This is a genomic window from Zobellella maritima, assembly GCF_003075035.1.
In the GTDB taxonomy this organism is placed as follows: Bacteria; Pseudomonadota; Gammaproteobacteria; order Enterobacterales; family Aeromonadaceae; genus Oceanimonas; species Oceanimonas maritima.
The window spans coordinates 2,175,967-2,190,223 of the sequence record NZ_QCZE01000001.1 but is presented as its reverse complement, the minus strand read 5'-3'; the positions used below and the strand labels follow the sequence as shown (position 1 = coordinate 2,190,223).

Annotated in this window: 13 protein-coding genes; 12 read left to right on the top strand and 1 reads right to left on the bottom strand. The window is 57.0% G+C overall.

Annotated features, from left to right (window positions below; all coding sequences use genetic code 11):
- Positions 1 to 108 precede the first annotated feature (108 nt).
- The 8 genes from DCS96_RS10095 to DCS96_RS10060 all read left to right on the top strand — a co-directional run bounded on the left by DCS96_RS10095 (position 109) and on the right by DCS96_RS10060 (position 8,517).
- Positions 109 to 450 (top strand): DUF2750 domain-containing protein, encoded by a 342-nt coding sequence (locus DCS96_RS10095; RefSeq protein WP_116474142.1) that lies wholly within the window; start codon positions 109 to 111, stop codon positions 448 to 450.
- A 169-nt stretch (positions 451 to 619) separates the two neighbouring features.
- On the top strand, positions 620 to 1,534 hold the full coding sequence (locus tag DCS96_RS10090; protein ID WP_116474141.1) for a LysR substrate-binding domain-containing protein: 915 nt from the start codon (positions 620 to 622) through the stop codon (positions 1,532 to 1,534).
- A gap of 443 nt (positions 1,535 to 1,977) precedes the next feature.
- Positions 1,978 to 2,862, top strand: coding sequence for a carbohydrate ABC transporter permease (locus DCS96_RS10085; RefSeq protein WP_116474140.1), 885 nt, complete (start codon positions 1,978 to 1,980; stop codon positions 2,860 to 2,862).
- A gap of 53 nt (positions 2,863 to 2,915) precedes the next feature.
- On the top strand, positions 2,916 to 3,860 hold the full coding sequence (locus DCS96_RS10080; protein WP_116474139.1) for a carbohydrate ABC transporter permease: 945 nt from the start codon (positions 2,916 to 2,918) through the stop codon (positions 3,858 to 3,860).
- A 5-nt stretch (positions 3,861 to 3,865) separates the two neighbouring features.
- Positions 3,866 to 5,134: an extracellular solute-binding protein gene (locus tag DCS96_RS10075; RefSeq protein WP_116474602.1), complete on the top strand. Its 1,269-nt coding sequence runs from the start codon at positions 3,866 to 3,868 to the stop codon at positions 5,132 to 5,134.
- Positions 5,135 to 5,221: 87 nt separating this feature from the next.
- A complete protein-coding gene (locus DCS96_RS10070; protein WP_116474138.1) occupies positions 5,222 to 6,643 on the top strand; it encodes a CehA/McbA family metallohydrolase in 1,422 nt (473 codons plus the stop codon).
- Entirely contained in the window at positions 6,633 to 7,391 is a 759-nt protein-coding gene (locus DCS96_RS10065; protein ID WP_116474137.1) for an HAD family hydrolase, read from the top strand. The genes DCS96_RS10070 and DCS96_RS10065 overlap by 11 nt, the downstream gene beginning before the upstream one ends.
- Entirely contained in the window at positions 7,384 to 8,517 is a 1,134-nt protein-coding gene (locus DCS96_RS10060) for an ABC transporter ATP-binding protein (protein WP_116474136.1), read from the top strand. The genes DCS96_RS10065 and DCS96_RS10060 overlap by 8 nt, the downstream gene beginning before the upstream one ends.
- 42 nt (positions 8,518 to 8,559) lie before the next feature.
- Here DCS96_RS10060 and DCS96_RS10055 read toward each other — a convergent pair whose 3' ends face one another.
- Complete coding sequence (locus DCS96_RS10055; RefSeq protein ID WP_232818219.1) at positions 8,560 to 9,051, bottom strand: LabA-like NYN domain-containing protein; 492 nt, start codon at positions 9,049 to 9,051, stop codon at positions 8,560 to 8,562.
- A 126-nt stretch (positions 9,052 to 9,177) separates the two neighbouring features.
- On the opposite strand from DCS96_RS10055, the gene DCS96_RS10050 reads away from it, so the two are divergent.
- The 4 genes from DCS96_RS10050 (at position 9,178) to astD (ending at position 14,233) form a co-directional block, all read left to right on the top strand.
- Positions 9,178 to 9,759, top strand: a complete 582-nt coding sequence (locus DCS96_RS10050) for an anthranilate synthase component II (RefSeq protein ID WP_116474134.1) — start codon at positions 9,178 to 9,180, stop codon at positions 9,757 to 9,759.
- 694 nt (positions 9,760 to 10,453) lie between these two features.
- Positions 10,454 to 11,668, top strand: a complete 1,215-nt coding sequence (locus DCS96_RS10045) for an aspartate aminotransferase family protein (RefSeq protein ID WP_116474133.1) — start codon at positions 10,454 to 10,456, stop codon at positions 11,666 to 11,668.
- A gap of 76 nt (positions 11,669 to 11,744) precedes the next feature.
- Positions 11,745 to 12,764, top strand: a complete 1,020-nt coding sequence (gene astA, locus DCS96_RS10040; protein WP_116474132.1) for an arginine N-succinyltransferase — start codon at positions 11,745 to 11,747, stop codon at positions 12,762 to 12,764.
- Positions 12,764 to 14,233 carry a succinylglutamate-semialdehyde dehydrogenase gene (astD, locus tag DCS96_RS10035; RefSeq protein WP_116474131.1) on the top strand — a complete coding sequence of 490 codons (1,470 nt, stop codon included), beginning with the start codon at positions 12,764 to 12,766 and terminating at the stop codon, positions 14,231 to 14,233. The genes astA and astD overlap by 1 nt, the downstream gene beginning before the upstream one ends.
- Positions 14,234 to 14,257: the final 24 nt, after the last annotated feature.

Here is a 14,257-nt window from a genome sequence, read left to right as displayed (position 1 = left end):
GCGCTTGTGCGGGTTTGTATTATGCTGTTTTCATTGAGTCTAGGAGGGATTTGGGTCAGTATCGCCCCATTCGGGGGATTTCCCTGTTATCAGCCAAAGGTGAATACAATGAGCAACAGCCACCAGGAAAACTACCAACGTTTTATCAATGAGGTAAAAGCCAGCCGGATAATGTGGGGGCTGCGCTTCGGCGATGAATGGGTTGTTTGCGATTCCAACGAATTTGAAGACACCGAGGTGATGCCGCTGTGGTCGACCGAGGCGGAGGCCAAGGTCCAGTGCGTGGATGAATGGGTCGACTACGAGCCCTTCGAGATTGCCCTGGGGGAGTTTCTCGAAATCTGGGTTGAAGACCTGTCCGAAGACGGCGTGCGTATCGGCCCTAACTGGGATGAAGAGCTGGATGGCATAGAAGTGGATGTGCTCAACCTGGTGAAGGACCTGGCCTGATCCCGCCGGCATAAATCAATCCCTCAAGGGCCTGCGTTGCAGGCCCTTTTTATCGCCGTGATACCAGCCACAGTTACCATATACCTGCCATATTTCCTTCTTGATAGTGTCATGTTAACGCCATATTGGCGGGCCATCCTGGTTGTTCTTGTCAGCAAAAGGCGGAGTCATGCTTCCACCATTACGCGCCCTGGTGGCCTTTGAGGCGGTGGCCCGGTTGCACTCCATTGGCGCTGCGGCTCGGGAGATGCAGGTGTCCCAGGCGGCGGTCAGCCAGCAGCTCAAGGGACTGGAGCAATTTTTGGGATGCACCCTGCTTGAACGCAGCCAGCGCGGTGTGACCCTGACCCAGGTGGCCCAACAATACTTGCCGGTGGTATCCGGTTCGTTGCAGCATCTGAAACTGCAGACCCAGATCCTGTTTGGGGGGCAGCAGTCCGATGTGCTGCGGGTCAAGGTCAATCATTCCATCGGACATAGCTGGTTGCTCCCCAGGCTGAGGGATTTTTATACCCGCTTTCCCTTTATTCGCCTTGATCTGACACTGGTTGACTGGCCCTCCCGGGATCCCTGTAGTGACGCGGATATAGAAATAACCAACGGAGTCACCGAAACCGAACACATCCGTACCGAGCGTCTGTTTCAGGAGCATTGGCTGATGGTATGTAGCCCGGCATTCAAACAGCGATACCGCAAAGTGCTGGCCCGGGGGGATATTTCCGGGTTACCGGCTATCCAGGTGAAGGGTTACCAGGAAAGCTGGCTGCAGTGGCTGAGCCACAATCGCTATTCGCCGGTATTGCCCGATGTGCTGCTCGAAATCAGCAATTCGCTGCACGGGCTGGAGGCCGTCAGACAGGGCATTGGGATTATGCTGGTTCGCTCTCTGGTGGCTGAGGAGTGGCTGTCTGAAGGCAAGGTGGTGACCGCCCTGGAAGGGAGCATGCCCTCCGAATCCAGTCACTTTATGATTACCCGCCAACATCGTCCGGCCAAGGTCAGTTATTTTTGTGACTGGATGCACCAGCAGTACAGCTACCCGGGACCAGGCTCTGAACCGGCTGACAAACCGCGTGTTGAATAACGGTTGCTGAGGGCGCGACAGCGACCATGGCCACATGCAGACCCGGGGCCTTGTCTGGTGTCATAAATGCACAGTAATGAACTAGCTGCCGGCGCAGGCGCCTGCCAATTTTCCTCAATACCGCCATCGCTGCGGTGATCGCCTTCTCCTGCAAAGTAAAACGCGCTTCCCCCGAATGTGGGTAGCCGATGACATACCGACCCTGTCTTATCCTGCTTGCTGAAGGCCCCGCTATCGATTCTGTTGTTGAGTATCGGCCCCGGGCATTCGGCATCTCTGCGTTTGGCTCCGGGTTGATGCAACACTATCAGGACCCTCTTTTAAATGCGCCCATCATAAGCGTGGCTTATGACTGCGTGGGGTAATTGTGTTGGTTTGCTTAATACGGGTGTCACGAAGCGATCTTATTCTCACGCTGACTGATAAACGGAGTGGCACCTCAGATGAAGACACATATCCCGAAAATACTGGAAAAATTACAGGTATTGCTGTTTGTCTTGCCGTTGTTGCTGCCACTGCTGGCCTTCTGGTTACTGCCCTTCGGCACCAGTGTCTACATCAGCTTTACCGACTGGGACTATATCTCTCCCGATTATCACTTTGTCGGCATGGAAAACTATGAGTACATGCTGACCGATGAGGATTTTTTGCAGGCCCTGAAAAATACCTTTGTGTTTGCGCTGGGCGTGGTGATACCGACCGTAGTGCTGGGCCTGGCCTTTGCCCTGCTGCTGCACAAGAACTTCCGGGGTAGCCAGGGTTATAGGGCCATCATTTTTTCGCCCTGGATCACCCCGACGGTCGCCGTGTCCATTGTCTGGACCTGGGTATTTGAATCCAAGGCCGGACTGGCCAACCTGTTGTTGAATGAGCTGGGTTTTGCCTCTGTGCCCTGGCTGGAAACCGGCGCCGGGGCCATGTTTGCGGTGATGGTGGTGACCGTGTGGCAGGCGGTGGGCTGGACCATGCTGTTTTATATCAGCGCCCTCAACAAGATACCGACTTCCCTCTATGAAGCCTCGTTGATCGATGGCTGCAGCCCCTGGACCCGCTTTACCAGGCTGACCCTGCCGCTGATTTCGCCGACCAGCTTCTTCCTGGTGATCGTCAACATGATCACAGCGGTGCAGGCGTTTGATCAGTTTCAGATCATGACCCAGGGCGGCCCCAGTGGCAGCACCCGGACCCTCTTGTATCTCTTCTATCAGCAGGCCTTTGAGCAATATGAGATGGGGCCGGCCGCCGCCTGCTCGGTCATTATCCTGCTGATCACCGGGGTGCTGACCCTGATCAATACCCTGATGGGAAAACGCTGGGTGTATTACTGATGAGGTCGACAGCGGATATCAGCAGTAAAGACCATTGACCGAGGAATATAGATATGAACAGCCATTCGGCAGCAGAGCCACTGATGCAGGCAGCAGGTAATGGAATGACAGTACACAGCACAGCTACAAGTACAGCGACCAGGGCGGCGAGTGGGCGTTTCCCGGTCACCAAACCGGCCCTGGCGGCGCTGGCCAGGCACGGCTTTCTGATACTGGCCGGCATCATCATGGTGTTTCCGTTTATCTGGATGTTGTCGGGCTCGATGAAAACCAACGATGAGATTTTCAGTCATCCCCTGAATCTCATTCCGGACAGCTTTCGTTGGTACAACTTTGTAGAAACCTTCCAGAGCGCGCCCTTTGGCCAGTATATTTTCAACAGCTTTTTCGTGGCCCTGATGACGACACTGCTGGTGATCGTCAATTCCGCCATGTTTGCCTATGCCATTACCCAGCTGAAGTTCCGTTCCCGCACCCTGTTGTATGTGGTGGTCATGGGCTGTTACATGCTGCCCGGTGCTGTGACCTATATCCCGTCTTATATCACCCTGGCCCGGATGGGGCTGCTTGATAGCCATGCGGGACTGATTGTGTCCAATGCCGCCAGTGTGTTCGGGGTGTTTTATCTGCGCCAGGTGTTTTTGAAAATACACCCCTCCCTGATCGAGGCGGCGCGTATTGACGGCGCCGGTGAGCTGAAAATCCTCTATGCCATTGTTCTGCCCCAGTGCCGGGCGGCCCTGGCCACCCTGTTTCTGATCACCTTTATTACCAACTACAACAGCTACATGTGGCCGAGCCTGGTTATCACCAGTCAGGAGTTGAACCTGATTGCCACGGGAATTCGGCAGTTCTTTATCGCAGAAGGGAATTACGGCCTGAACTGGTCTCAGGTGATGGCCGCCAGCACCATAGCGGTGGTGCCCCTGCTGATCATCTTTATTGTTTGTCAAAAACATATCTTGTCTGGTATCGCCGACAACGGTGTCAAGGAGTAATGGAAATGAAGCTGAAGTCACTCGCGGTAATGTGCTCTGCCCTGTGTGTATCGGGCAATGTGTTTGCCAAAACCGAAATCAATTTCTGGTATTCCGGTGGTGTGAAACCGCAGGAAATGATGACCAAATTGATTGAGGAGTTTAACGGCAGCCAGGATGAGTATGTTATCAAGCCGGCCCTGCAGGGCAATTACGCCGAGACCTACCAGAAGCTGCAGGCGGGGATGGCGTCCAGAACCGCACCCGAATTTGTATTGCTGAATTCGGCCCAGGCCGAGGCCATGGCGGCCCGGGATCTGGTACGTGACTTCCGTCCCTACATGGATGACGCGTTCAATTTCAATGATTTCCTCGGCGCCTTTCGTGACCAGGTAACCTACCCGGATGGCACCGTCTATGGCCTGCCTGCCTACGGCACTACCCAGATTTTTTACTACAACAAGCAGGTACTGGCCGATGCCGGTTTCACCGAGCAGGATCTGAGTACCTGGCAAGGGGTGGCCAAGGTAGCCGAGTCGGTTACCCGTCGCGATGCCGATGGCAACACCACCTTCTATGGCTGGGAGCCGATGTGGGGTCATGACAACATGATCGATGCGGCCTTCTCCAACGGCGCCAGGGTGATCAGTGAGGATGGCAAAACCGTGCTGCTCGACTCGCCTGAATGGATCGAGGTGTGGGAAAGCTTTCGCAAGTGGATACATGAAGACAACACCATGCGCATTCACCACGGTGGCCAGGGCTGGGAATACTGGTACAAGACCATCGATGATGTGATGAAGGGTCGTGCCTTGGGCTATACCGGATCCTCGGGGGATCAAGGGGATCTGGACTTCACCAGACTGGCTGCCACCACGCAACCGGGCTGGGGCAGTCATCCGGCCGCCCCCCAGGCCGGCGCCCAGATCTTTGTGATGCCCAAGGGCACCGATGAGCAGGCGGCACAGGGGGCATTTGAATTCATGAAGTTCTATACCAATGCCGAGAACACGGCGCGCTGGTCCATGTATACCGGTTATATCCCGGTTCGCGCCAGTGTCGAGCAGGTGGCGGAGTACCAGGCTTACACCCAGGAAAATCCGCAGGCGCTGGTGCCCTTGAAGCAGGCGGGCATGGCCAGCAAAGACTTCTTTGATCCCACCAATGGCAAGATCCTGGATGCCCTGGATATCGCCGCCGACAAGGTACAGATCGAAAATATCCCCGCCGAAAAGGCGCTGAAAGCGGCGGCGAAGCGTGCCCAGCGTGCCCTGGATCGCGCCAATCGCTCCTGACTGCAATGACCGGTGCGGACGAAATAAGGCGTCCGTATCGGTGCGGATATATCTGCAATACCAACCTGACTCAGAGAAATCGCGTATATGTTGAATTTTTCAGGTGAACTGACGTTTGGACATCAGGTGCTGGAGATCGGGGTCCCCGAGGGGACCACGGCCATCACCATTGAAGGTACCACGGTAAGAAAGGGCTTTCTGCACAGCTATCTGTATGATGCCGGGCAACGCCTGCGGGGCAATATCCTGTGGCTGAAACCCAAAAAGCAGCTGGTGATCACCGCCGAGGCGGCGTCCATGGGGGCAATAGCCGGCCCGCTTGAGCCCGGTGTCTGGCAGCTGCATCTTTATAATCTGGAAGGGGAGCACCGCTCGCCCAAGCCGATGCAGTACCAGGTTGAGGTCAGCTTCGAGGGCGAGCCCGAACCACTGCCGCTTAGGACAGTGAAGAACATGGGCACCGATCATGGCATCACCTTCGACTACAGCGCGGTCAAAAAAACGGAAACCGCCTGGTACCGTGGCGATCTGCATGCCCATACCAGCCTGTCTGACGGACATAACCGGCTCGAGGCGGTGGCCGAGATTGCGGCACAACAGCAGCTGGACTTCCTGTTTCTGACCGAGCACAACATGTGCCAGCCCTTGTTGCCCGATATGGACCAGGTGTTGTTCCTGCCGGCGATTGAGGTGACCACCGCCCTGGGCCATTTCAATTTGCATGGCCCTTGCCGAACCCTGAACATGAACTACGCCGTCCATACCAGCGAGGCGATGATCGAGCAGGGGCTGGCGCTGGCCGGCGAGGACCAGGGCAGTGTCAGTGTCAATCACCCCATGATGAAGCCCTGGCACTGGCACTATCAGGAGATGCCGCTGGCGCGGATAAACACCCTGGAGATCTGCTGTGATCCCACCTGGTCCACCTCGCCGGAGGCTACCGAGCAGGCGCTGCAGGTACTGAATGGCATGTGGAACGCCGGGCACCGCATCCATGGGGTGGGCGGCAGCGACTGTCACCTGGAGCCCCATGAAAGAAACCCCAACGCCAGCGAGCCCTCCATCTATGGGGATCCCTCGACCTTTGTGTTTTCCCACGGCCTGAGCGGCGAGGGCATACTGGCCGGCCTGCGTCAGGGGCATGTGTATCTCGAACGCCGTTGCGGCCTGGCGTTCAGCATCAACCAGGGGTCGGTTCTGCCCGGGCAGGATGTAGGTCAGCAGGTGATCGACTACCGGCTGTCGGTGCGGGATACCGCATTTGAATACTACGCCGAGTGCATCGCCGATGGCCGGCGTATCGCGGTTTACCCGCTTGGTTCACAAGACATTCAGTTTCGGGTGGATATGAGCCGGCATGGCTGGCTGCGCGTCGATATACGTCGTGCCAATGGCGACTTTGAAGGCATGATCAATCCCGTCTATAACGGCCAAACACCGGCATTTTCTGTGCCGACCCTGGTGACCTGGGGCGAGCTGATGGAGGCAGTGCAAGTCAATGGAAATTAAAGGTTTGTTGTTCGATAAAGACGGTACCCTGCTGGAGTTTCACCAGATGTGGCTGAAGGTCGCCCAGGGGGCGGCCAGTGATATCCTGCGCCAGTATCGGCCGATGAGTGGCGCCGGGGCCAGGGTATCCGAGCAGCAGCTGCTCGAGGCCATTGGCATCTGGGGTGACCATGTGGACAACCATGGCCTGCTGGCCTCGAACCCGGTGGAAGACACCGCCGTGGCCTGGTATGCGTTGCTGCAGCTTGACGGCGAGCTGTTACAGTTTACCCGCGACGTGAAAGCCTGTTTCAACCGGCAGGTTGAGGAAAACCCGCTGTTGATCCAGCCCCTGCCCGGGATTAGGGACAAGCTCATTGCCTGGAAGCAAAAGGGCTTCAAGCTGGGGGTGGCGACGGCGGATACCCGTGATGCGACCCTCTACAGCTTGCGCCAGGCCGGTCTGCTGGAGCTGTTCGATTATGTCGGTTACTCCGACGGGGACATTGCCCCCAAACCGGATCCGGCCCTGTTGCGTGGGTTCAGCGAACGCTGTGGACTGGAAGCGCATCATATCGTGATGTTTGGGGACACGGTGTCGGATATGGAGTTTGGCCATAATGCCGGGGCCCGCAGGGTGGGGGTGCTGACCGGTACGGCCACGGCCGACGAGCTGACGCCCCACGCGGATCTGGTGTTGATGTCGGTGGTGGATTTCGAGCCCGAAATCCTGATGCAAACCAGTATAAGCGAGCAAGCAGATGGCTGAAGTCGTACTCCGCAAGGTTGAGAAATCCTACCCGAATGGCTTCAAGGCGGTGCATGGCATCGATCTGGCCATTGCGGAAGGGGAGTTCATGGTGTTCGTCGGCCCCTCGGGCTGTGCCAAGTCGACCACCCTGCGCATGATTGCCGGGCTGGAGGAGGTCAGCGGCGGCGATATCTTTATCGGTAATAAAAGGGTGAACGAGCTGCCGCCCAAGGATCGCGGCATCGCCATGGTGTTCCAGAACTATGCGCTCTATCCCCATATGTCAGTGTATGACAACATGGCCTTTGGCCTGAAGCAGCAGAAGCTGGCCGGCGACGAAATCGATCGCCGGATCCGGGAAGCGGCAGAGACCCTGGAGCTAGGCCATTTGCTCGACAATAAGCCGGGGGAAATGTCCGGGGGCCAGCGCCAGCGAGTGGCCCTGGGGCGCGCCATGGTGCGCAAGCCGGATGTATTTTTGTTCGATGAGCCTCTGTCCAACCTGGATGCCAAGCTGCGGGTTTCTACCCGGGTCAGCATCGCCCAGCTGCACAAGACGCTCAAGGCCGAAGGGCAGAATGCCACCATGATCTATGTCACCCATGATCAGGTAGAGGCCATGACCCTGGGCGATCGGATCTGTGTACTGAACCAGGGGCGGATCATGCAGGTTGATACGCCCATCAACCTGTATCAGCGTCCGGCCAACAAGTTTGTTGCCGGTTTTATCGGCTCGCCGGCCATGAACCTGGTCAAGGCCACCCTGGTACAGGATGAGCATCAGCATTATCTGGTGCTCGACCATGGTGTGCGCCTGCGGTTACCCGAGGCCAAGGCCAGGCAGGTGGCGTACAAAACGGATCAGCAGCTGTGGTTCGGGCTGCGCCCCGAGCACATTGCCCTGGCCGAACCGTCTGCAGCCGGCCAGCAGCCCAATCTGGTTTCCACCACCATTACGGCGGTGGAGTCCATGGGCAATGAAAGCTATCTGTACTTTGCCATGGGCGAGGAATCGTTTGTCGCCCGGGTGCCCTACCATCCAGAGCCGGTGATCTGTCATGGCGAGCAGAAGACCCTGTGTTTCGATATGAGTCACTGCCACCTGTTCGATATCGACACCGAACAGAGCCTGTTGCAGGAGTAAGTCTGCGACAGCAGGGCTGGCGCAATCCGCCAGCCCTGTTTGCTAAAGCAACAAGTCGCCTTCGATGGGAATAAATTCGCTGGCGGCATCCATCAGCGCTCTGGCGGACAGGGCCGGAGCGCCGTAAACCTCGACCCGCTTGCCGTAATCCCGGCGCAGCTTGTCCGCGAGGATGGCAAAATCCCCGTCACCGGAAACCAGCACCAGAGTATCGGCCACGGTGGCCGACTCCAGCATGTCGATGGTGATGCCTACATCCCAGTCCCCCTTGGCCGAGCCGTCGGCGCGCTGGATAAAGGGCTTGAGCTTGACCTCGAAGCCGATGGCCCTGAGGATATTCTGGAACTGGCGCTGCTTGTCGTCGCCCCGGTCGACGGCGTAGGCATAGGCGCCGACCAGTTGTCTGCCGGTCGTGACTCGGGCCCAGAAGGCGTTGTAGTCGAAGTTGCCGCCGCAGGTTTGACGGCAGGTGTAGTAGACGTTCTGTACGTCGACGAAGATAGCGACTTTTTCCATGGTTCTGGTACGGCTCACTGAATTCAGGCGGGTTGTCCGGAGCCGACTCTAGCATAATTTAGCGGTCACCGATGAGCCGATACTTGCGGCGCTTGGCTCAGGTATTAGAATGGCGCGTCCGGAAATCTGAAAGGTACTGTACTCATGCTGTTGATGATCGATAACTACGACTCCTTTACCTACAATCTGGTGCAGTATTTTGGCGAGCTGGGGCAGGATGTGGTGGTACGCCGTAACGATGACATCACCCTGGATGAGATCGGCGCCTTGCGGCCCGCCGGGCTGGTGATTTCCCCCGGCCCCTGTACTCCCAATGAAGCGGGTATTTCTCTGGCTGCCATCACGCATTTTGCCGGACATACCCCTATCCTGGGTGTCTGTCTCGGCCATCAGGCCATCGCTCAGGCCTTCGGTGGCCGGGTGATACGGGCCCGACACGTCATGCACGGTAAGACGTCCGATATTCGCCACACCGGGCAGGGGCTATTCAGCGGGCTGCCGGATCCCCTAACCGTGACCCGCTACCACTCCCTGGTGGTGGAGCAGGACAGCCTGCCGGATTGTTTCGAAATCACCGCCTGGAGCGAGTCCGTCCAGGGGGGACGGGATGAAATCATGGGCATGCAGCATCACAGCCTGCCGCTGCACAGCGTGCAGTTCCATCCGGAAAGCATTCTTACCCAGGGGGGCCACCAGTTGCTGCAGAACTTCCTGACCCTGCTGTAATGGGGAAAGCTTTGCAGCCATCCCGTAATTTTTCGAGCTGCCTAATCCACTGAAGCCGATAATAATGCGGCAGCAGTGAGTACCGAACCAGGACTCACTGCATTTCTCTTTTGTCTTTTGGGTCGTTTTAAAAATACCACCGGTTGCCGTTCAATGATTGGTGTGCCTGAACGGCAGCTGGTTTTCCGACGCGTATCAAGGAGGGGAATAATATCGATAATGCCGGGTGCATTGTTATATGCCGACGCCCATGTTCCACTCATCCCCCCTCGCACCGACTCCGATCGTGTAAGTAAAATATCGTTTTAAATCAATCGCTTGGTTCGTTTTCTTTGCTTGCTCCATTAGTTTTACTTATTGGGGCTATCAGTGTATTTCGTTCGTAACTTCCATCTATCGCAGGAATAATGGCTACTTCCGGGGAGGCATGGGCTAACTCTGTGTGGTTGCGGAACGTAAAATTTTTTTTATTGCTCATTTATGCAAGACAAAGAGAATGCCGGGCCTGCCGGAGCCCCCTTGATGCGAGCTTATGCAATATAAATGACTATTTTAATCTTTATTAACGAATGAATGCCCTGTTATTTTGTTAATCATAAAGACAAGTCACCATTTGTTTGTAATAATGCTTGCGTATTTACATGGATTTAACCTTTATCGCAGAGCAAACTGCGGTAACCGGAGGAGATTAAGCATGTCTGATATGACAGTAACCCGTGATTTGTTCGACCAGGTTATGGTTCCCAACTACGCCCCGAGCAAGGTGATTCCGGTGCGTGGCCAGGGTGCTCGTATCTGGGATCAGGCCGACAACGAATATATCGATTTTGCCGGCGGGATTGCGGTGAACTGCCTGGGCCACTGCCATCCGGCGCTGGTATCCGCCCTGAAAGAGCAGAGTGAGAAACTCTGGCATCTGAGCAACGTCTGGACCAATGAGCCGGCCCTGCGTCTGGCCAAGAAAATGGTCGACGCCACTTTTGCCGAGCAGGTGTTCTTCTGCAACTCCGGTGGTGAGGCCAACGAGGCCGCATTCAAGCTGGCTCGTCGTTATGCCATCGACCATTTCGGTCCGGAAAAAACCCAGATTATCGCCTTCAAGCAGGGTTTCCATGGTCGTACCTTCTTTACCGTGACCGTGGGTGGTCAGGAAGCCTACTCCGATGGTTTCGGTCCCAAACCGGGCGATATCGAGCATGTGCCTTATAACGATCTGGCTGCTCTGAAAGCCGTTATGTCCGATCGTACCTGTGCCGTGGTCATGGAACCGCTGCAGGGTGAAGGCGGTATCATCAGTCCCGATGCGGACTTTGTGAAGGCTGTGCGCGAGCTGTGCGATCAGCACAATGCCCTGCTGGTGTTCGACGAAGTGCAGACCGGTGTGGGCCGTACCGGTGCCCTGTTTGCCTACATGGAGATGGGTGTTACCCCGGATATCCTCACCAGTGCCAAGGCGCTGGGCGGCGGCTTCCCCATCGGCGCCATGCTGACCACGGCCGAGATCGCCGCTTCTCTGAAGGTCGGTACTCATGGCTCTACCTATGGCGGTAACCCGCTGGCCTGTGCCGTGGCCGAAGCCGCTTTTGATACCGTCAATACCCCTGAGGTATTGGCCGGCGTCACCGAGCGGGAAACCTGGTACCGGGAAGGTCTGGCCGCCATCAATGCCAAATACGATTGCTTCTCTGAAGTACGTGGCAAGGGCCTGCTGCTGGGCTGTGTGCTCAATGAGCAATTCAAGGGTCGTGCCCGTGACTTCCTGATGGCCGCCATGGACGAGCAGTTGATGGTATTGGTTGCTGGTGCCAATGTGGTCCGTTTTGCCCCTTCCCTGGTGATCACCAAGGAAGAAGTGGCGGAAGGCCTGGCCCGATTTGAACGTGCCGTGGCCCGGGTTGTAAACGGTTAAGTAACAAACGGCGACCGATTTAGGAGTGGGGCAGGGTCGCCTCACTCTTGTCGCCTATCGCATTAAGGAGTCCTGCATGTTGGTGATTCGCCCCATCGAGCAGAGAGATTTTCCCGCCCTCAAACAGATAGCCATTGAATCAGGCCATGGGTTTACTTCCCTGCCGGTCAATGACGAGCTGTTGCAGAACAAGATTAATCATTCAGAAGCCGCTTTCCGCTGCCGTCCGGCGGGCAAGGGAGACAACCTCTACTTTTTTGTGGCCGAAGATACGGCAACCGGAGAAGTGGTCGGGACAACGGCACTGGATGCCGCGGTCGGGCTGTCATCGCCATTTTACACCTACCTGCTGGGCAAGCAGGTACACAGCTCGCCCAAGCTGGGTGTCTACAATGTGGTCGAGACCCTGACCCTCACCAACGATTTCACCGGTGTCAGCGAACTGTGCACCCTGTTTCTGCGCGAGCAGGCGCGGGAAGGACTGAATGGCCGCCTGCTGTCCAAATGCCGTTTCCTGTTTCTCGCCGAATTTTCCGAGCTGTTCGATCAGCGGGTCATTGCGGAAATGCGTGGCGTGTCCGACGAAAATGGCAAGAGTCCCTTCTGGAGCTGGTTGCAAGAGCACTTTTTCTCCATGGATTTCCCCACGGTCGACTACCTGACCGGGATCGGTCAGAAAGGTTTTATCGCCGATCTGATGCCCAAGTATCCCATCTATGTGAATCTGCTATCGAAAGAAGCGCGGTCTGTGATCGGCAAGACCCATGATAAGACCCGTCCGGCACTAAGATTGCTGGAAGAAGAAGGCTTCACCTGTCGCGGTTACGTGGACATTTTCGATGCCGGTCCTTCGGTGGAGTGCGAACTCAAACATATCCGTTCCGTACGCAACAGCCGCCGGCTGACGGTACAGATAGGTCACCCGGTGCATACGTCCAAGTATCTGGTCAGTAACACGCACTTCAGCGACTTCAGGGCGCTGATCGGTGATTTGGCGATCAATGAAGAAAAAGTCCAGGCAGTGATCAGCCACGAGGCGGCCTGCTTGCTCAAGGTTGAAGACGGCGACACCATTCGGGTAGTGGAGATAGGTTGATGACACAGGCAATTCAATACATTAACGGTCAATGGCTGGCGGGTGAAGGTGAGCTGTTCAGCTCCATGGACCCGGCCAAAAACGAAGAGATCTGGTCCGGCTGTACTGCCTCGGCAGCACAGGTCGATGCCGCCATCGCGGCCGCCCGCCATGCGTTTGTCGCCTGGGCCGAGCTGGGAATCGAAGAGCGCCTGGCCATCGTCAAGCGCTACGGTGAAGCGCTGGGCAAGCATAAAGAAGAGCTGGCCCTGGTGATAGCCCGGGAAACCGGTAAGCCAATCTGGGAAACCCGTACCGAAGTCGCGGCCATGATCGGCAAGGTGGGCATCTCCGAAAAGGCCTATTTCGAGCGTACCGGCACGGTAGAAAATCCCATGCCCGGTGCCCGGGCCTTCGTTCGTCACAAGCCTCATGGTGTGGTGGCGGTGTTCGGTCCCTACAATTTTCCCGGTCACCTGCCCAACGGTCATATCGTTCCCGCGCTGATTGCCGGTAACACCATTGTATTTAAGCCATCCGAGCTGACTCCCATGGTGGCGGAAGAAATGGTCAGGCTGTGGGAGCAGGCCGGCCTGCCCGCCGGTGTGCTGAACCTGGTGCAAGGCGAGGTAGCGACCGGCAAGGCGCTGGCCTCCCATGCAGGCATCGATGGCCTGTTCTTCACCGGCTCCTCTCGCACCGGTCACTTGCTGCATAACCAGTTTGCCGGCCGTCCGGACAAAATACTGGCGCTGGAAATGGGCGGCAACAACCCGCTGGTGGTCACCGAGGTTGCCGATGTGGACGCGGCGGTGCACACCATAGTGCAGTCGGCCTTCGTTACCTCGGGTCAGCGCTGTACCTGCTCCCGCCGCCTGCTGTTACCAGCGGGTGAAGCGGGTGACAAGGTACTGGCCCGTTTGCTGGAAGTGACCAAGGCGATTCGGGTCGGCCAGTATGACGCCGAGCCCCAGCCTTTCATGGGCTCCATGATCTCCGTGGCCGCGGCCAAGGGCATGGTGGCCGCCCAGGCGCATCTGCTGGCCCTGGGAGCGACCTCGCTGCTGATGCTCAAGCATCTGCAGCCGGGCACCGGCCTGGTCTCTCCGGGGATCATCGATGTTACCAAGGTGGCGGATCTGCCCGATGAAGAGTATTTCGGTCCCCTGCTGCAGGTGATCCGCTATCAGAGCCTGGAACAGGCACTGGAAATCGCCAACAACACCAGTTTCGGCTTGTCGGCAGGCCTGCTGTCGGACCATCAGGCCGACTGGGACTATTTTTTCCGTCGCATCCGTGCCGGTATCGTCAACTGGAACAAGCCGATCACCGGCGCTTCCAGCGCGGCGCCTTTCGGCGGCATCGGTGGCAGCGGTAACCACAGGGCCAGCGCTTATTATGCGGCCGACTATTGTGCCTATCCGGTGGCCTCGGTAGAGGATGACAAGGTATCCATGCCGGACACCCTGTCGCCCGGTTTGCAGTTCTAATAAAAAGGCCGCCTGTGGGCGGCC